The sequence below is a fragment of the Flavobacterium solisilvae genome, from assembly GCF_012911605.1.
GTDB classification, from domain to species: domain Bacteria; phylum Bacteroidota; class Bacteroidia; order Flavobacteriales; family Flavobacteriaceae; genus Flavobacterium; species Flavobacterium solisilvae.
The window spans coordinates 395,064-415,284 of record NZ_JAAMPT010000208.1 but is presented as its reverse complement, the minus strand read 5'-3'; the positions used below and the strand labels follow the sequence as shown (position 1 = coordinate 415,284).

Sequence of the window (20,221 nt, the reverse complement as noted above, 5' to 3'; positions counted from 1 at the left end):
TGGTTGCGAGCTATTCCTTGTATATGTTGCATCACTAAAAATAATGAATTTATCTTTTTCTTACAAATATTTTACTATATTTGGTACTAGGATTGTGGAGGTTTTTTCACAGTCTGACGTTGTTGGTGTTAAAACATTTGAGAACGTTAATGTAGTTTGAGAACTAGAAGATACTGTTGCTGATTGAGACAATGTTAAAGCTGTTCCACTAATAGCAGATACAGTTGTTCCCGTTGGAATTCCTGTCCCAGTTACTGTTAGCCCAACTACAATAGCAGTATTAACGGCTTGTAAAGTAACATTAGCCGAACCAGAGATAATTCCTGTTGCACTTGAATTTTGTGTAGTAACAATTTGTGTAATTGTTGTATCTGCTATCGTATTACCAGGGTTAACTGTAGAACAATTTGCTGCTTTTGCATAAGCAAAATTTCCTGTAAAACTATCAGCTAATAAAGGTGAAGCCATTGTTACAGTATTCAATGTAGTTGTTGTTGAAGCTGTAAACACCGAATCTCCTAACACATCATCATACATTCCTTCATCTGTTGTTGCCTGAACTACAAAGTTTGAAGCAGTAATTGATGTATCTCCTAAACCAATTCTATAATCAATAAAACTACCTGCCGTTCCATCTCTAGTTACTTTCCAGCGGGTAGCACTAAGTTCTGAAATATTTGCAGATTCAGTACCTGAATTGCTATCAAAAGCTTCGATAGTAAAAATTCCACCACCAGAAATTCCCATAGAAATTGGAGTATAAGTCGTTTTTCCAACAGGAAGAAGGAATGAAATTGCACTCGTTGCATTGGTAGCAAAAGCTTTAACATACGGACCATCAATAAAACAAGTTGGGCCAAAATTACCTGTAATTGAACTTCCAATTGATAAATCTAAAACACCATGATATAAAGGAGTGACAGCTGATGTATGAATAATTCCTGCTGTCATCGTGATACCACTTGCAATTCTAAAGTTTGGTATAGCAATCGTAACACCTGCTGGATTTGTATTATTTACAGTTAAAGAACTTATTGAACCTGTAGCTAAAGCAGGATTTAAGTTATTATAAAAACTTCCTGTTCCCGAAATAGTTTGTGACAAACTTGTTGGTACTGCACTAAATGTTGTCGTGTTGTAACCGCTTGCAAGATAAACAACATTTGAACCCACAAATATAGAACCATTATTTTCAACATTCCCACCAAAACAAATTCCATTAGTTGTATTTGTTTTTTTGAAAACACTACCAGCAGTAACCGTTGTATTATTTTGAATAAATAATCCATTAACCGCGTTAAAGAAACGATTGTTTCCGTCTAATGCATCGATAGTTAAATTTCCTAAAGATAAAGTTCCACCACCTTGAGCCAAATTACAATAGTAACCATTGATAGTAACCGCACCTTTATCTGTAGAAATTCCATCACCAAATTGTATTGTATGATTTAATCCCGCAGCATTATTAACCGATGAATTATAAGCAAATGAATAGCTATTTAAATTTCCATCATAAAACGTTAAAGAAAGCGGAGGTGCAACAACTCCTGTAAGCGGAAGTGACATATCTAACTTCGTTCCGTTAATTGCTGTAACCGTTGTTCCTGGTTGAACTCCAGTTCCTGCAACGGCTTGTCCAACAATAATTGCTGGATTTGCAGCTGACAAAATAACTACATTACTTCCACTAGAAACCGCTGACAATGTTACATTTTGAGCTGTATCAATTGGTGATGTTGCTAATCCAGAAACTGGTTGTGACAACGTAATTCCTCCTACTCCAAAAATATTCCCTCCAGCACTTACAACTGTAGTTCCAGATGGAATTCCAGGTCCAGAAATCTGTTGTCCTATAGCTACACTAGAGAAATCTCCAGTAGTTGGAAGTACAATGTTTCTTTGTCCATTTGCCATAGATGAAAAAGTCAACGTTGGACTAGTTTCAGCTGATGCAGTTGGTAATGATATCGTTAAATTAATATTAACTAAAGATGAAACCGCAGTAATTGTAGTTCCTGGCTGAATTCCAGGACCTGAAATATGTTGTCCTACACCAAACATATTTATGTTGGTAAAAGCTCCACCTACTGACAATGAAGTTGTACCAGCAGCAAATGTATTTACACCTTGATCAAAGTTTCCAGGATTAGTTGTCAATACAAAATCATTACCCGATGTAGCAGTTGTTGCAATTGTATTATTTACAAGTGGATCAACAATTGTAATTTTTCCACCTGTTAATGAAACATTTGAAGTATTTATTTTAAACGAACTTCCTCCTTGACCAACACTTGTTGCAGCATCGCCAGCATTATTACTATCAACAATAATGTCTCCACCTGTGTGGTTAAAAGTACTTCCTGTAATATGAGTAACACTACCATTAACGGTTAATGTACCGCCAGAAACTGTATTTACACCATTATTTGAAAAAACAGCATTGTTATTAGTACAACCAACTGTTAAACTTCCCGATGCATTTACTAAAGTTCCACCTGAATTAATAGTAACTCCAGCTGCATTGTTTCCTACTGAATTTACTGTTACTGTATGACCATTTGCAATAGCAACTACATCACTACAAGCTGGAACACCATTTGGCGACCAAGTTGCAGCATCATTCCAATTTCCTGATGCAATAGATATTTTTGTTGTTGCGCCTTGAACAAATGATGAACCAATCCCAACATAGAATGGTGAAGCAGTTAAATCAGCATCTGTAATATTTTTTCTTACCGCAAATGGCGAAGTTGTACCATTAATATGTGTTCCGACAAATGAACCCGATTTCATAATTCTTGAACTTCCATCCAAAGCATTATATGCATCAACTGCATAAAGTCCTAAAGTATAAGTTCCTGTAGTTGCGTAAGTACTTCCTGTTTTTGATATTGTCCAATTTCCATCAAATCTATCAGTAACAGTATAAGAACCGTCAACAACCGAAAGACCAGTTGTCATTGTAGTAGCATCATCATAAGACATTGCTAATTCTCCAGCAGTAGTTGCTGCACTTGTAATTAAAAATGCCCATCTGTTTTTTCCTGAATCACTCAAGAATGGAAACAAAACCGTACTATTTGGATTATAATCAATTCCTGGATCAATTGTGCCTGATGATGGCATAGCTGAAGTTGTATACCATCTAGAAATTTGTCCACCAATAAATCCTCCACCAAGTGAGCAAATAAAATTAGATGATGACATAGAAGCAAAGTTTCCAATGTATAATTTATTAGAACCAAGCGCTATTTTACCTGTATTAAGTCTTAAAGCATTTTTGATTCTTACATCATTAAGCTGCCAATCAATATTTGGGATAGCAGTACTTGTATTTGTAACTGTCAATTGGTTAATAATTCCAACCGTGTTAGTCGTTGTTGTAGAAGCAACTGTTCCTCCAATTATTCCTGTTCCATCAGAAGAAATCGTTTGAAGTTCAGAACCAAACAATGTTAAATTTCCAGCACCAACACCAGTACTTCCAACCGAAATATCCAATCTTCCTGAAGATACAATATCAATATTATGACCTACTTTTAATGATTTTCCTGTTGTTCCATTATAAACATTAAATCTCGCTCCCGAACCACTAATTAATAAATCATTATTAACTGTAAATTCATCACTCACAACTCCAAAATCTACCACAGCACTTGCACCAGCAATATACATATTATTAGCACCAAGATTTCTATTATCAATAGTAACGGTATGACCACCATTAATTACAACATCATCTGCAGATGAAGGCACATAACCTGCATCCCAAGTTGCTGCATCTGTATAATTTCCTGTTTGAACCGAAGCAATCTCTGAACCACCAGCTCTTGAAACCAATGAAATATTATCGATTGCCGCTGGAGGATTTGTTCCGCCACCATTACCATTACTCCATATAAAAATTAACCTAACAGTTGTTCCTGCAAAACTTGGAGGAATAAAACCAAAAGCTTTTTGAGTAACCGCATTAATACTTCCATAAGCTACAGAAGTTGCACCAGCAATTGTAGCTGGAACACTATTTTGAACGTCTAGCCCAACTGGCGTATAACTTGTTGGTGCAGCAAAAACTTGCCATGAAGCACCACTAGTTCCAACTGATTTCCAGTTGAATGTTAAAGCAATATTGGTTTGACCAGCAGGAATTGCAATATCTCTATAGAAAAATACAGTTCTTGCGCCCGAAATTCCAACATAAGAATTAGTTTCTCCACCATCTAAAGATACATAAGCAGCATTACCAGTAATTGCTCCTGAATTTACTGCTGTTCCTACAACCCATTTAACGGCACCGTTGCCATCATTTGCAACTGTCCAACCATTAGCAGCAAATGTATTGCCTGTTTCAAATGCTCCATCCGAAGTCGGAATAAGCTGGGTTTGTGCTTTTACATTTACCGAAGCAAATAAAAGCATCAAAAACCCTAATGCTAAACCAATTGAAGTTGGTTTTTGTTAATTGTCATTGCTTCGTAGAATTGAAGCTGACCGTGATGAACTTTTTGTAAAGTAATTGGCAATCATATTAAATTTGGAATTTGGTTAATTATGAGAGTAAAACTATTTACTTAAAACCTTATATAAAAGAGCAATACTTTCTAATTTAACGAAATTTAAAAGCACTTTACAGCATAACCTTAGCTATACAAACTACCATTTAACGGCATTTATCAGTAGAATTAAAAATTTTCTTAAAATTGTTTTTTAAAATTTATTCTAAAAAATCTGTGTTATAAAAATACCGAATAAACTTATTTTTTTATAAAACTATCTCGATCTTCAACTGAAAAACATCTAAATTATTATCAAAAAAAATTCCGTAAAGTCTTTCAACATTTACGGAACTAATTTTAAAATTATTTAATTCTAATAATCAAAATACCAATTGAATATATCACATCGTAAACCTAAAGAAAACCAAGTTGTATTTTCTTTAAAAGCCGAAGCTGTATCGGCAGTTGGATTAAAACTACGATAGATTAAACTTCCGAATAATTTCATATTAGTTGATGGATTGATCAAATAACCAGCTTGTAAATCAGCAATGAAAATAGTAGTTTTATTTCCTTGACCAATTTCAACTCCTGTATCAAAAGGTCGGTTTAAATCATAATCCAAATAGATATTTCCGCCATAATTAAAACTATCTTCAGTAGTATCAAAATCTAATCCGCGTTGTCCAAAAGTAATTTTAGCATCGGCAAAATATCTTCCTTTAAAGTAACGAGCAATGGCAACTACTTCTTTGAAATTTCCTCCCCAATTGTGTCCTAAACTTTGATTATTATGTCCATAATTGGTTATTGCTTCGCTATGTGCATACACATATGGTCGAACGTGATTGTATTCTAATTGCAACAACAGATTTTTGACGCTGAACGCATGATAATATTTTGCTCCTAATTGGTAACCAAATTTATTCTTCCAACTTTTATCGCCTGCTTTTACATCGTTTAACGAAAATTCATCTAACAAAAATTGTCCGTAAAAATTGATTTGATTGTTCCATTTATATTTTGAAGTTAAACCCAACAAAGCATTTCCACTTCGAGAAGACGATGAAAATTCAACCGCACGATAAAAAATGATTGGGTTTACAAAACTCATATCAAAACCACGATTGTTTTGATCTGTCCAAACCACCGATTCAAACAATCCTAAATTCCATCGGTTAGTTACATTTAAACTCAAATAATGACTGGCTACATATTTTGTGGCATAGGTTCTATCTTCGGTAACTTCGGGACGAACGTCTTTTAACCAAGTATAAATATTGGTGTATTTTATTTTCCAAAAAGTGGTATTTACTTTAAAATAGGGATAAGGACTTGCACCATCGCTTAACAAAAGTGAACGATATCCATCGCCTAAAAAGTTTCTTCCATAACCTAAATTCAGATTGAAAAACTGGCTTGGCGTAAAGGCTAAATTAGCTTCTGCTAAAGGAAAATCATACGCATCAGTTTTAAAATCTTTTGCAATCCCAATTCCAGGAATAATCGCTGGATTTCCGCCCGAAGGTTTTATCGACTCGGCATATCGATTAAAATATCCTGCAAATCGACCTTGACTTTCATAAATAGTTGTGGTAAAATTGACGGTTTTGCCCAAACCTCCGTTAAATTGAATTCCTCGTGTGTTGACAAAAGTACTATTTGAAGCATCGGATTGACTTCTTCCTAATTGTAAATCTAGAATTGGGTTTAATGTAAACCAATAATCTTCGCCTTGCATGGCAACTAGATTTTCGTTCCAAAGCTTTTTTCCCCACCAACCCGATTTGTTTTTATATAATTTTTCGGTTTCTTCTTTTACATTGTAATATTTTGAAACATCTGAAAAAGAATAGGGTTTTGAACCTGTGTGATTATTTGTTCCAACAATATTCATTTCGTCATCAAACTGTGCATAATAACTGTGTGAAAACGGAATATTCAAGTGACTTGAAAATTGCGGATTATCAAATTTTTTATACTGAATTCCATCAACTTCGTTTAGTTCTTTCACATTGCTTGGAATGTATTTTTTCGAGTTTAGCTGTGCAGCTTTTTCAGTTTCTTTTGCGGCTTGAATTTGTGCAATACTTTGCAATGGAATAGCAAATTTAATAGTATATTTAGCATACGTTGGATTTCCGTTGTAGCTTGGCGGAGAGATTTTTGGCAATAAACCAAAAACCCTTTTGCTTTCTTCTATTAGCTCTTTTTCGTTGGCATCAACATATTGCACGACAAATTTTCCTTCATTAGTTACTTCAAATAGTACGATGACATTGCCTTTATAATTTTTGCTTTGCAATTCGTCTGAAACTTTGAAGTTATTGTACACAAAATCATGTACAGTATTGTAAAAACAGGTTTCCAATTCAGTTCCTTGCTGATTTTCACACTCAGGAAAAACAGGAAATTTTTCAGAAATTGTATTTTCTCGCTGCGCATTAGCAACCCATCCAACAAAAATCGATAGTAAGACAATTAATTTATTCATGATAGAATTCTAATTTTAATAATTTTCTTTTGAAACTTGTCCGTCAGCAATTGTTTTTGCCGCTGAAGTTCCAATTCTTTTCACACCTAGTTGTATCATTTCTACAACATCATCATAGGTTCTAACACCTCCAGCTGCTTTTACTGGTAAAGGTGAAGCATTTTCAATCATCATAATTATTGAAGGGATTGTTGCGCCATTTGGCAATCCGTTTTCTGTTTTATAAAAACCTGTGGATGATTTTACAAAAACATTTGGGTAACAATCTTCCTTGAAATTTGCAATAACAACATTTTTAATCAATACACAAAGTTGAATAATTTGTGCATCGGTTAGCGCTGCAACTTCTATAATCCATTTGGCTATTTTATGATTTTGAAAAGCCAATTTTGTTCCTTCAATAATTTCTTTTTTTACTAAATTAATATCCCCATTTTTAAAGGCGTTATAATTGCAAACATAATCTAGTTCGTCAGCACCATCATTTACCGCTTGTTGTGCTTCGTCTAGTTTTTCTTCTAGTGAATTTGTTCCTTCGGGAAAAGAGATTACGGTTCCAACAAGTACTTTTGATTTCTGTTCGTCAATCATTTTTCGAGCCATTTTTACTTTATCGGGACGAATCATAATTAATTTAAAGTCTTCATCAATAGCTTCTTGAATAAATTGCTGTACAATAGTCGTATTTTCAGCTTCTGAAAGTCCTGCTTGTTCAGGTGTTTTTAGATAAGTCGAGTCAAGATATTGCTTAATATTCATAAGTAGAGATTAATCGAATGGAATAAAGGTATAAAAATAGAAAAATCCCATCGAAATGGGACTTTTTATTTAAGTATTTGAGTGAAAATGCTTTTTTAACAAATGGTAAACTAGTAATCCAGATGAAATTGCTCCGCCAGTATTGGAAATAACGTCCAGCACATCAGCTTGTCTAGTTAGCGTAAAACTGGCTTGCAACCATTCTATCATAACACCAAAAATTAATGAAGCAATTACAATGATAATCACTCTTTTTGGAGTTAACATTTTGTCTTTACTGAAGTAATATATCGACCAGAGCAAGGTGAAAATAAAATGAAACAAGAAATGTATCACTTTGTCGATTCCCGAGATTTTCATTCCAATGGATGGCAAATCGTTATTGTTAACTAAACATAGAAAAGCAACAAAGATTGTCCAACCCAGCGCAGTTAAAAACCAAAAGGTTTTATGCTCCGATAAGTGCTTTATAATCATCTGCAGATAATAGTTGGTCGATTTCTGAAGCATCAGAAATTTTTACTTTAATCATCCAACCTTTACCATAAGGATCGTTGTTAACGTTTTCTGGAGCAGTTTCTAGTTCTTCATTGAACTCAACGATTTCACCTGTTAAAGGCAAAAACAAATCAGAAACTGTTTTTACTGCTTCAACTGTTCCAAAAACCTCATCTCTATCTAAGGTTTGGTCAAGAGTTTCAACTTCTACATAAACGATATCGCCTAGTTCTTTTTGGGCAAAATCTGTAATTCCTACTGTAGCAGTATCGCCATCAATTGCAACCCATTCGTGGTCTTTAGTGTATTTTAAGTTAGCTGGTATGTTCATTTTGTTTAGTAATTAAAATTTCCTCAAAAGTATTATTTCTAAATTGATTTATAAAACTAATCGTTTAAAAATTCATTAATTTCCAAAATTATATCGCAATGTAAATCCAGCTCTAATGTTGGTCAACGGGAACGATGTAGAAATTACTGGTTTTGAGAACGAATGATCATAGAAGAAAATGGCCGTTAGGTTTTTACTAAACGAATAATCCGCGGTTAACTTAGCTGACCAAATGTTCTGTCCGTTTCCTAATTGATTGTTTTCATAATCTAAATATCTAACGATTGTTTTGGAATTTCTATAAGAGAAATCAATTTTCATATTGATGTCACTTTTGATAATTCCAGTTGGATTATCGGCTAATGATGATGAAATAATTACATCTTTAAAACGATATCCAAGTCCAACGATGTATTCTAATCCTTGTACTTCGGTCAATAAATTGTTATCAAAACTCATCGATAAACTTCGATCCTTTTTCATTTCGGTTCTAACATTAAGGGAATTTTTCATTTCAAATTCAACTTTTACCAAAGGATTAAATTGTTCAACTAAGTTAGCATTTCCAATGATAGTTTTGTTTTGGAAATTTCCTCCAGTATCAAAATTAGCTGGATTATTTCTATCGTATTCTAAATTAGAACGGAACGAATTCAAGGTATATGAAGCTCTGTAAGCATGCTGAATAGAGAAACGTTTAAAGGTATCTTTAAAGAATTTATAACGCATTAATCCAGTATATTTTATCGTCCAGTTTGGAATTGGAATGTTTCGCAAAGCACCCAACGAAATATCTTTTGCCGAGTCGTTTGCACCCATTGTATATAAACCAGTATAAGCTGCTAAAAAGGATGGCAACAAAACGGCTTGACTATTTTTACCAAAACCAATAGGATAACCTTCGGCATCTCTAGCATAGGTATTATTTCCATAATATTGTTCTGCTAGTCTATCGGCTATGATAATTCTATTACCTCTAAAATCATTAAACGATGAAGAGAAATTTTCGTCACTGGCTTTAAATGCCGATTTTAACATTACTGTAGAAACAGAAAAATTACCTAAACTGTATGGTGAAAGTGCTGTATAGTTATTACCAACAGCATCAAACTGTTCAGAGAAATTCTCAGCATACGTTCTATTAGCATTCAAAGTAATATTGAAATCAGGGAACAAATCAACATTGGCAGTCATATCCAATGTTTTAGTTACATTTCTTGTATAATTTTGATTAAAATCTGGTGCTTGAGTCAACCAACCATTTCGAGCTGCTTCATATCGAATATCTGCTTGATCACCAAATACAAATCCTAATCCTGGTTTTGAAGTTCCAAAGAAACCAATACTTGGCAAAAATCCTGGCAACAATGTTCCTTCGTTTCTAACATAGTTGATTTGTAAATTTTTCACACTGGTTAAAACGCCTTTCAATCCTTCAAGGAAAACATTTTCCGATTGAGCAACCTGAGGTTTTGCTGTAATTTTTTCTCCAGGTTTTGGCGCAGTTGTTCTAGGCGCAGGTGTTTTTGCTTTTGGACCTAAACCTAGATATTTATACAAAGTTGTCAATGTTAAATTAGTATTCACTCTATGCGAACCAGCATTTTGAACTGTATTTCCTAAATTATATCCGTCAACTTCTTGAAAAGCCAACGATGCTCTTGTCCAACTAAAATCTCCAGTATAAGAATACGTCGATTTTACAAACGATAAAAGTGGTATTTTATTTATTGGCAAATCATAATTTACAACCAATTGTTGGTTATGTTGATTTGGCGTTCCAATGTTCCAAAAATCGGTCCAAACAGTATAACTGTCATCTGGATCACCATTTTCATCTATGTAATTTCGAACTAAATTTCGCGTTGAAGCAGTATAATTCACTTTTAACGACTTCGAAATAGCATAATTAAATCCATATTGATAGTTGAACATATAATTTCTTCTATACAATGGATCAATTCCAATACCAATAGTTTCTACTTGTCTAAATTGTTGTTTATTAAATTGACGAATAATATTAGAACTAAACGAAATATTAGTTGGCAAATAATTAAAATTAAAATCGCTCAACATTTGCCAATATTTACTTTTCTTCATGAACTTGGTTTTCTTAAACGGTTCAAGTGTTTTTGGCTGAAAAGTATAAGTGTAATCCACAGTAGCATTAACCTGTTGATCAATAAAGCTTTCTACTTCGTAGTTTTGTTTTTTTACTTCATTATACGAATAAGATAATGTCAAGTTTTCAGGATCATAGATTCTTGCTTTTTGTTCGGGTGCACGATCTTTTTTCACTCCAATAAAATTGATACTTTTTCTTTTTGTATAATCGATTGCTCTGTTTTCAATATTATCTCTTTCGGCTGCATCAGAAGTATTATTTAACAATTGCTCCAAACGAATATCTTGATTATATGGATCATATTCTGGCGTTATAGTTTCTTCGCCAATAGCATAGTTAAACGGCAAATTAATTCCCCATTTTTTTGGCAATAATTTCCCTAAACTAATATTGGTTACAACATTGTAAAGTAAAACATCTTCACGACTTCTTTCGTTTGGACCTTCTTCTAATGCTCCAAAACCAATAGTACTTTTTCTTCCCGTTGCAGAAACAGTAGCAAAATCAGCCATATTTGCATCCATATTGATGACTGCTGCCATTCCGCCTTTATTGCTCATATCGGCTAAACGAAGTTCGTTAAACCAAACTTCTCCTTTTACTCCATCTTGCGAAGAAATATTTCTAATACCAACCATTAATGTTCTCACTAAACCAAAATTTGGATTTCCTTTAATACCTATGCGCAATGGTCCGCGATTAGGATTTGAAGCCAAGCCTGGATCTAGTTCCACATCATTAGCATATCGAATTCCGTTATCATCGGCTGGCGGCGCATCTGCACCCATTGCTAGAACTTTTAACTTGGTTAATAAAGCAATTGGTAAATCGATTTCATTAATTTCTGGCCAAATATCTTCAGCCAATGTTGCGTTTTCTGCGGTAACTTTTAACGGAATTTGAACTTCATAGAAGTTATCGGTAAAGTCATTTCCTAAACGAATGAAAGCTGCCATTTGATCATCTTGCAATGGTGTTGGATCGGTCGGCAACGCTTCTGCATGCAAAAACATTCTCAATTTATTAAATTGACGCATATCAATGCTTACGTTTTTGAAAACTGCTCTTGAATCGGCTGTTCTAAGTCCTTGTCCCGAAGCTCGAAGAGAAAGTGATTGCTCGTTTTGGTTCACGATATCATTACCCATTGCTGCTTGTTCTCTAACAACTCCTGGTGGTGTTACATAAGGAATTGGTTTTCTTTTTGCATTTTCTTGAATGTTTACAGATAATACATCAAAGTTAGTTCCATCATCATTTGGATTATTATCGTTTGCTTCAAATGAATTTTCATAACGTCTCCATTCACCACGAACTAAATCCAAAGCACCAAAACGAACTGTAATTGGCTCCGTAAATCCAGTCATAAACATTCTCATAAAACGAATGGAACGAAAATCGGCAATGCTTCCTACTTTATTTTGAAATTCTTTTACTGGAATTTTAAACTGTAGCCATCGAGCACTGATTGCTCCACCATTAGGAAGATTTGACACCGTTGTTGGATTATCATCTGTGATAAAATTTGTTCCAACAGCCATATCTGGTTTAATATCAATACTGTATTCATAATAAGCATTGATGGTGTTCATGGTATTATCTCTGTTCAAGTCTTCAACATCGGGTAACGTTGTTGAACCTCTATTATTATCGGTAACCGTAACTGGCGAGTTTCCTTCAACACCATTATAGTTTTTATAACGCTGGAAAATATTTCCGCTAGCATTTAAAAAATATTGATAATTATCTCCAGCTGGATCGGGCAAACTTGCAAATGCTGGATCCATTCCTAGAAGACTTCTTTCTTCTTCGTCACTTAACCCATCAAAACCAACGTCTTGCGCAGCTCTATTAGCTCCATCAACATCAAAAGCATAAATTAACGACTGAGAAGAAGGCACTTTTCCCCAAGTAGTTGAACTTGTTAAAGCTTGCGAATTACCGTTAGCTGGCAACCCGTTTTCATATTGTTTTCTTTCATCCTTTAAAATATCTTCGGATATTTCTCCAAGGTTAAAATAAATTTTTCCAGTATTTAATGGATTTTGCGCATTCAAATCGGGATTTGAACCTCCATTATAATATGGATCCATTATCCAAAACTGTATGTATTCCACATTACTTTGTTCAAAATTGGTTGAATTAATAGCACGCGTAATTCCACCAAAATTTTCGGCTGGATTTGGCAAATTCCCTGTTGCTCCAGCAGGTTCAAAATTATATGGTCCGCGTTCTGCTGGATAATACGTTAAATCAAGTGTATTAATAACTTGAGTTTGACCAACCGTTAAATCTTGGTTAGGATATAATTCTCGATTAAAAATTCTACGTGTTGTATTTAGCGAAACTCCATCATTTCCAACATCGCTTGGCGTTTGTACAAAAAGCGTTGGATCGATACTGTACCAACTTAGTTTTGCTCTTTTGTATCCGTAGGATAAATCCAAAGCCGTTGAATTAAAGTTGTATGGTACAGTTCCAGGCGATGGATTTGATGGAAATTCAGGAACGCTAGATAACGACCATGAAAGTGGCGCACGCATATCAATAGTTGTTTGTGAACCTTCAAAATCATCAACATACACTGTTGATTCACCATCGAATGCATCATTCTTTGAAGCATCAGGTTTTAGGAAAGCAATCTCTCCACGCAACGAAAGGTTTGATGGAACATCTGTATCAATATTTGGTAATTTATTAGCTAATCGTGTTAAGAAAGGAACTTCTGTAGAATAGATAGCATTGAAACCAAAGATTGTATTATTTACTGATTCTTGTCCATAGTTGGATTTATTGGTAAATGGTCTTTCGGTCATTTTTAAGAATGTACCACCAAACATTAATTTATCACTAAATTTATGTTCCACGTTAATTCCCATAAATCTACGGGTTTGTTGACCAAAAGTTGCGTTATTTTCTACCGAAACTTCCACTGGTGTATTGGCTAATGATGGATCAAGAATTTGAACTCTTCCTGCTTGATAATTTACGCTATAGTCAACACCTTCCACTAAAACTCTTCCGCCAGCAGTTACCACAACCGAACCTCTTGCAACATTGATAGCTCCAATTGGAATTCCGTCGCCACCAGCCGATTTGTATCGACCTTTTAATTGAAATTTATTTCTCGATGCATCTTGTAAAGCAGCAGCTTGAGTAGTTCTATACATTTCTCTAAATACATACTTTGCCTGATTTGGGTTGAATGTATTTGTAGTTGGTATATTGGTAGCATCATAATTTTCAAAATAATCTTCGGAAGAACTAGTTCTTAATTTTTCGAATAAATGACGACCAAAAGGTTCAACAGTCGTAAATATAATTCTACCATTTTGCTGATCAACTGTCAATCCTGGATAGAAATCAAAGAAACCGTCACCACCATTTTGTGGATCATTATTATAATTCAATTTATCGACATTGAAAACTTTTATCAACGGTGTTTCGGCAACATCAGCAGGTAATGGTGATGATGAGTTTGCCGGAGAAATATAATTTATTGGTGATGGATCAGTATAAAGAATGTTGAAACGGAAATCTTCTTGTTGCAATTGATATCCACCCGGAATTTGATAAATATTTTTCATCATCAAGTTCCAAATTGGCGCATTAACATTCGTTAAGCTACTTTTCAACATTTTTAAAATCAAACTATTTGTAGAAACGTTTGGACTATCTGGTGTTCCCGAAATTGAGGTAGACTCTACTCCATCGGTACCAAATTCTCCTACTTGATACACTTCATCACCAATACTATATTGATAAGCAACAGCAAGAACTTCATCGTTTGCTAATCGTTGTTGAAGCGATATATAACCTAATTGCGGATGATAAGTAAATTCATTTTGGGTTAATTTTCTTGCGTTCTCGAGCTTAGCATAAGCTGTGCCTTCTGTAAGAATTGGCGTATTTCCAGGAAGGATTGGTTGATTAAATCCTTGAGAAGAAGTCACAATTTCTCTAACATTTGAATTTAATATACCAACTCCTGGAGGAAGTGTTCCAACAAAGTTTTGAGGCGATGATGTTATTGTTGCTGGGTTGAAAATATTATTTTTATTATTCGTTGGAGTATCAGGTGAACTAGTAAAAAAGTTCGGATAATATGCTAAGTTTGTAGAAACTATATCATCGTCATTTATTCCTTGAATTTGAGCTTCACCTAAATCCTGAAGCGCAATAATATTTCTTAAATTATTATTGGTATTGCTAATTCGGTTTTGCTTATTGGTAACCCAAACTTCAATTCGGGTAATTTGCACTCTACTATCAATATAAGGGTATCGTTCAAGCGCTTTGTTGTATTTATTTCTAAAATATTGCGAAAGGAAAAAGTGTCTGTCCGCATCATATTCTAATGCAAATAATTCAAAATCTTGAATTGTTCCACCACCTTGAGCTGTTACTGAGCGCGTTTGCGATTTTTGTTCCGAGAAAACTCCAGTAATCGTTGTTTTACCAAATTGAAATTGTGCTTTTACCCCAAAAAGGCTTTGCGCACCACGAATCAATGAATTGGTCAACGGCATACTCACGTTACCAACTTCTATTTTTTGAATAATATCATCTTCTGTTGGCGCATATTCTAATTTGATAAGATTTTGAAAAGCAAATGTCGATTCGGTATCATAATTAGCATTAACATTTAATCTTGTTCCCACTTTTCCCATCAAACTCATCGAAATTCTTTGATCAAAATCAAAAGTGGTTTGCGCTCTATTTCTAGGAGAAAATGCCGGATTATCTTGCTTAGTATATCGTGCGCCCAAATCCATTTCTACCGAACCTGTTGGTTTTACATCAATAGTATTAGAACCAAATATCGTTTCAAAAAATCCAGAATTCACATAATATCTTGGCAACAAATCTTTCTTCTCGGCATCGGTTCCTTTTCCATCAATCGCTTTTGATTTTTGCTTATAATAAGCTCGCATTGATTCTCTAAGCACCAATTCTTCATACTCTTTTGGAGTTAAAATTATAGGATAATTAATATTGAATCCTTCAAAAGTACTTGTGTAGATGTATCTATTAGTTATCGGATCATAAGTATAAGCATTGATAATACTGTTTGGATTACCAATTTCAACTCTACCTGTTTTATATCCAACCGAATCTTTCGGTGTTTCGTTTTCTTCAACTTGCGAAAGTGCATCGAAACTAATCAAAAAAAACAGTCCGAAAACAGTTTTAATTAGTTTGTTTGAAAAAAAAGTATTGTAATTTGTTTCCAAAAATTATAAATTTTTTAAGGCTTGTTTGATAATCATTTCAACGGTTGCCGACGGATTATCTAGGATAATCTTATCGACAATTTTTTCAGATGCTTTTCGTTGATATCCTAAAACTTCCAAAGCAGATAACGATTCTTCTCTGTTAATATTGTGTGAAGAAATCGAAATTTCATCTAAATCATAGATTTTTAACACTTTTTCTTTTAAATCCAAGATAACGCGCTGCGCTGTTTTGCCTCCAATTCCTTTAATCGATTGAATGGTAGCAACATCACCACTGCCAATAGCGTGAATAATTTGTTTTGGATCTAATGAAGATAACATCGTTCTAGCAATACTTGCACCAATTCCAGATACTGAAAGCAATAATTTAAACAACTCGCGCTCTGATTTTTCTACAAAACCAAAAAGCGAATGCGAGTCTTCTTTTACTTGTAAAAAAGTAAAAAGCTTGATAAAATCGGTTGCTGGTAATAAAGAATAAGTGTGCAAAGAAATATGAATATGATAACCAACTCCGTTGCAATCAATCACAACTTCGGTTGGTGTTTTTTCTACTAATTTGCCTTGAATATGTGCTATCATTTTGATTAAAAAGTCATTTCAAATATAACAAATTTCTCTAACAGAGTATTTTTACTTGAACTAATGTTAAAAAAATCTATAAATTTACTTGAATCATCTTTCTTCTTTTTTCTTTTTCTTGAGCGTCAACTACTGCAACTGCTACCATGTTGACCATTTCTTCTACGCTTGCACCAAGCTGAAAAATATGAGCTGGTTTTTCCATTCCAAGCATAATTGGACCAATAGAATCTACTTTATAAAGTTCTTTTAACAATTTATACGTAATATTTGCCGATTCTAAATTAGGAAAAATCATGGTGTTAACTTTCTTTCCGGCCAATTTTGAAAAAGGAAACTTCTCTTTTAGCATATCTGAATTTAAGGCAAAATCCGTTTGAATTTCGCCATCCACAATCAAATCGGGATAATATTTATGAAGATAAGCAACCGCTTCTCTAACTTTAGTAGCACTTTCATTTGAAGAAGAACCAAAATTCGAATACGAAACCATGGCAATAACGGGTTCCATTCCAAACATTCGAACTGTTTTTTCAGTCATCAAAGCAATTTTTGCCAAATCATCTGCTGTTGGGTTTGGGTTTATCGCAGTATCGGATAAAAACATTGGTCCGCGATTAGTCATCATCATATTGGTCGTAGCAATCAAGGAAATTCCTGGTGCTTTCCCAATTAATTGCATCAAAGGTTTTACTACAGATGGATAACTTCTAGAATATCCCGAAACCATAGCATCGGCATCGCCATGATTAACCATCATTGCAGCAAAATAATTGCGTTCACGCATCCATTTTTGAGCATCGAGCAACGAAATTCCTCTGCGTTGTCTTGCTTCCCAAAAAATCTGGGCATATTCTAATCTACGTTTGTCTTCTTCGCTGGTTTTTGGATCAAAAATTGGAATATCAGCATCAAAACCAAGTTCTTCTTTTAGTTCCAAAATCACTTCTTTATTTCCTAACAAAATTGGTTTGGCGATTCCTTCTTCGTGCGCAATTTGAGCTGCTTTCAAAACATCCAAATGATCGGCTTCGGCAAAAACCACACGTTTTGGTTCTGTTTTTGCTCTGTTGGTCAACAACCTAACCATCTTATTATCAGAACCTAATCGGTCTAACAATTCTTCTTCATATTTTCCCCAATCGGAAATTGGGTTCAATGCCACGCCACTTTCCATGGCCGCTTTTGCAACTGCTGGCGCAACAACGGCTATCAATCTTGGATCAAATGGCTTTGGAATGATGTACTCTTTTCCAAAATTCAATCTTGTTTCGCCATAGGCAATATTCACTTGTTCTGGCACCGATTCTTTTGCCAAAGCTGCCAAAGCACGAACCGCTGCCATTTTCATTGCTTCATTAATTTTGGTCGCGCGAACATCCAATGCGCCACGGAAAATATAAGGAAAACCAAGTACGTTATTCACTTGATTAGGATGATCAGAACGTCCCGTTGCCATGATAATATCTTCTCGAGTTGCAATGGCCAAATCATAATCAATTTCTGGAATTGGGTTTGCCATCGCAAAAACGATTGGGTTTTTTGCCATCGACAAAAGCATTTCAGGAGAAACGATATTTCCAGCGGATAATCCAAGGAAAACATCGGCATTTTTCATCGCTTCTGCTAAAGTTGTTCCTGGTTTTCCGGCAGTATATCTTTTTTGTAAATCAGACAAGTCGGTTCTTTCAGAAGAAAGCACACCACCACTGTCGAACATAATAATATTTTCAGTTTTTACACCTAAAAGCAAATACAAATTCGCACAAGCTAATGCTGCCGAACCTGCTCCAGAAACGACAACTTTCACGTTTTCGGGTTGTTTTTCTGCTAATTCGAGTGCGTTTATCAATGCCGCCGAAGAAATAATTGCCGTTCCATGCTGATCATCGTGCATCACCGGAATATTCAACTCTTCCACCAATCGTCTTTCAATTTCAAACGACTCAGGTGCTTTAATATCTTCAAGATTAATTCCACCAAAAGTTGGCGCAATATTTTTTACGGTTTCAATAAAAGCATCGATATCTTTTGTTCCTACTTCAATATCAAAAACATCAATATCAGCAAAGATTTTAAACAACAATGCTTTTCCTTCCATTACGGGTTTTGACGCTTCTGGACCAATATCACCAAGACCTAAAACCGCCGTTCCGTTAGAAATAACGGCTACAAGATTTCCTTTGGAAGTATATTTATAAACGTTGTTTACATCTTTAGCAATTTCCAAACAAGGTTCGGCAACACCTGGCGAATAGGCTAACGACAAATCTCTTTGGGTAGCATATTTTTTAGTTGGAACCACTTTAATTTTTCCTGGCGTTGGTTTTGCGTGATATAAGAGTGCTTCTCGTCTTTTACTATATTTATTCATGGTATTTCTTTATTCAGAAGTACAAAGGTAAAAGACTGAGTGAAAAAAGGAAATATTTAACGAGTTCTTTTAATCTAAATGCGTTTTTCTTTTAAAAAAAGTAAAAATCAAAACAAATAAGTTTCTAATTTTTTAACATTTTTTTTGATTATTTATTATAAAACAATATCAAAATTACAGATTATAAAAAATTTATACTATTTTTACCCTATTACTAATCACAAATTTGCTTTTCTATGAATTCAATGTTTACAAAAATCGCCAGAATTGTTTTAGGATTACTGCTTCTTATTTTTGGAGCTAATAAGTTTTTACATTTTATACCCATGGATGCGCCGACGGGTTCGGCTGGAGAATTTATGAATTCACTTGGAGCAACTGGTTATATTTTTCCTGTTGTTGGAATATTAGAAGTAATGATTGGCGCAATGCTTTTGCTAAAAAAATGGGTAGCTTTTGCCTTAATCCTTTTAGCACCAATTTCGATCAATATTTTGTTATTCCACATGTTTTTAGACATTCCAGGAATTAGTATTGCATTACTAATTGTTATTATAAATTCAATTTTGATTTACAAGCATTGGCAACAATATAAACCTTTATTTTACTAAAAAACAAAACCGACAAAAGTCGGTTTTGTTAATATTCAATTTTATCAATTTGATTCATTACGCGAACAATTTTGGATTTTCTTCTTTCAATATAAGAAGACGAATTAGTTGCTTTATATTTTCTTGGGTTTGGCAAAATTGCGGCAATTCCAGCAGCTTCTTGTTTGGTTAAATCGGCAGCACTTTTTCTATACCAATGTTGTGCAGCAGCTTCGGCTCCATAAACACCGTTACCCATTTCTATTGAGTTAAGATAAACTTCCATAATTCGTTCTTTTCCCCAAATAAGTTCTATCAAAACTGTAAAATAGGCTTCCAAACATTTTCGCAAATAGCTTCTACCTTGCCAAAGGAAAACGTTTTTGGCAGTTTGTTGCGAAATCGTGCTTCCGCCTTTTAATCGCTTACCTTTTTGGTTGTTTTTAAACGCTTTTTGCATCGCTTTAAAATCAAAACCGTTATGTTTTAAAAAATTTCCATCTTCGCTGGCGATAACAGCTTTTTGAAGATTAGGCGAAATATTTTCAATTGGTTCCCAATCGTGGCTTAAAATCATATCTTTCCCTTCCATTTTATTATCAATAGCACGTGTCATCATCAATGGCGTTATTGGCACTGGAACCCATTTAAAGATAATCACTGACAAAATTGACAAGGCAATAAACCAAAGTGTGGCTTTCCAAATCCAACGAAATATTTTTCTAATCATACTTT

10 protein-coding genes are annotated in these 20,221 nt (G+C 34.3%); 1 reads left to right on the top strand and 9 read right to left on the bottom strand.

Features of this window, described 5'->3' with window-relative positions; all coding sequences use genetic code 11:
- Positions 1–60 precede the first annotated feature (60 nt).
- The 8 genes from G6042_RS12250 to G6042_RS12215 form a co-directional block, all read right to left on the bottom strand.
- A complete protein-coding gene (locus G6042_RS12250; RefSeq protein ID WP_169524719.1) occupies positions 61–4,422 on the bottom strand; it encodes a beta strand repeat-containing protein in 4,362 nt (1,453 codons plus the stop codon).
- 447 nt (positions 4,423–4,869) lie between these two features.
- Positions 4,870–6,990 carry a gliding motility protein RemB gene (locus G6042_RS12245; protein WP_169524717.1) on the bottom strand — a complete coding sequence of 707 codons (2,121 nt, stop codon included), beginning with the start codon at positions 6,988–6,990 and terminating at the stop codon, positions 4,870–4,872.
- Between the two features lie 15 nt (positions 6,991–7,005).
- Positions 7,006–7,749, bottom strand: a complete 744-nt coding sequence (gene deoC / locus G6042_RS12240) for a deoxyribose-phosphate aldolase (RefSeq protein WP_169524716.1) — start codon at positions 7,747–7,749, stop codon at positions 7,006–7,008.
- 69 nt (positions 7,750–7,818) lie between these two features.
- On the bottom strand, positions 7,819–8,226 hold the full coding sequence (locus tag G6042_RS12235) for a VanZ family protein (RefSeq protein WP_169524715.1): 408 nt from the start codon (positions 8,224–8,226) through the stop codon (positions 7,819–7,821).
- On the bottom strand, positions 8,198–8,578 hold the full coding sequence (gene gcvH, locus G6042_RS12230) for a glycine cleavage system protein GcvH (RefSeq protein ID WP_169524713.1): 381 nt from the start codon (positions 8,576–8,578) through the stop codon (positions 8,198–8,200). Before gcvH ends, G6042_RS12235 begins: the two co-directional genes overlap by 29 nt.
- A 75-nt stretch (positions 8,579–8,653) precedes the next feature.
- Positions 8,654–15,937 (bottom strand): T9SS outer membrane translocon Sov/SprA, encoded by a 7,284-nt coding sequence (gene sov, locus G6042_RS12225; protein ID WP_235933302.1) that lies wholly within the window; start codon positions 15,935–15,937, stop codon positions 8,654–8,656.
- 3 nt (positions 15,938–15,940) lie between these two features.
- Complete coding sequence (ruvA, locus tag G6042_RS12220) at positions 15,941–16,522, bottom strand: Holliday junction branch migration protein RuvA (RefSeq protein ID WP_169524711.1); 582 nt, start codon at positions 16,520–16,522, stop codon at positions 15,941–15,943.
- Between the two features lie 76 nt (positions 16,523–16,598).
- The gene (locus G6042_RS12215; protein WP_169524710.1) at positions 16,599–18,896 is read right to left on the bottom strand and encodes an NADP-dependent malic enzyme; all 2,298 of its coding nucleotides are present in this window, start codon (positions 18,894–18,896) and stop codon (positions 16,599–16,601) included.
- Positions 18,897–19,132: 236 nt separating this feature from the next.
- Between G6042_RS12215 and G6042_RS12210 the strand changes: the two genes are divergently transcribed.
- Entirely contained in the window at positions 19,133–19,507 is a 375-nt protein-coding gene (locus G6042_RS12210) for a DoxX protein (protein ID WP_169524709.1), read from the top strand.
- A 28-nt stretch (positions 19,508–19,535) separates the two neighbouring features.
- Here the strand turns inward: G6042_RS12210 and mtgA are convergent, their stop codons facing one another.
- A complete protein-coding gene (gene mtgA / locus G6042_RS12205) occupies positions 19,536–20,216 on the bottom strand; it encodes a monofunctional biosynthetic peptidoglycan transglycosylase (protein ID WP_169524708.1) in 681 nt (226 codons plus the stop codon).
- Positions 20,217–20,221 lie beyond the last annotated feature (5 nt).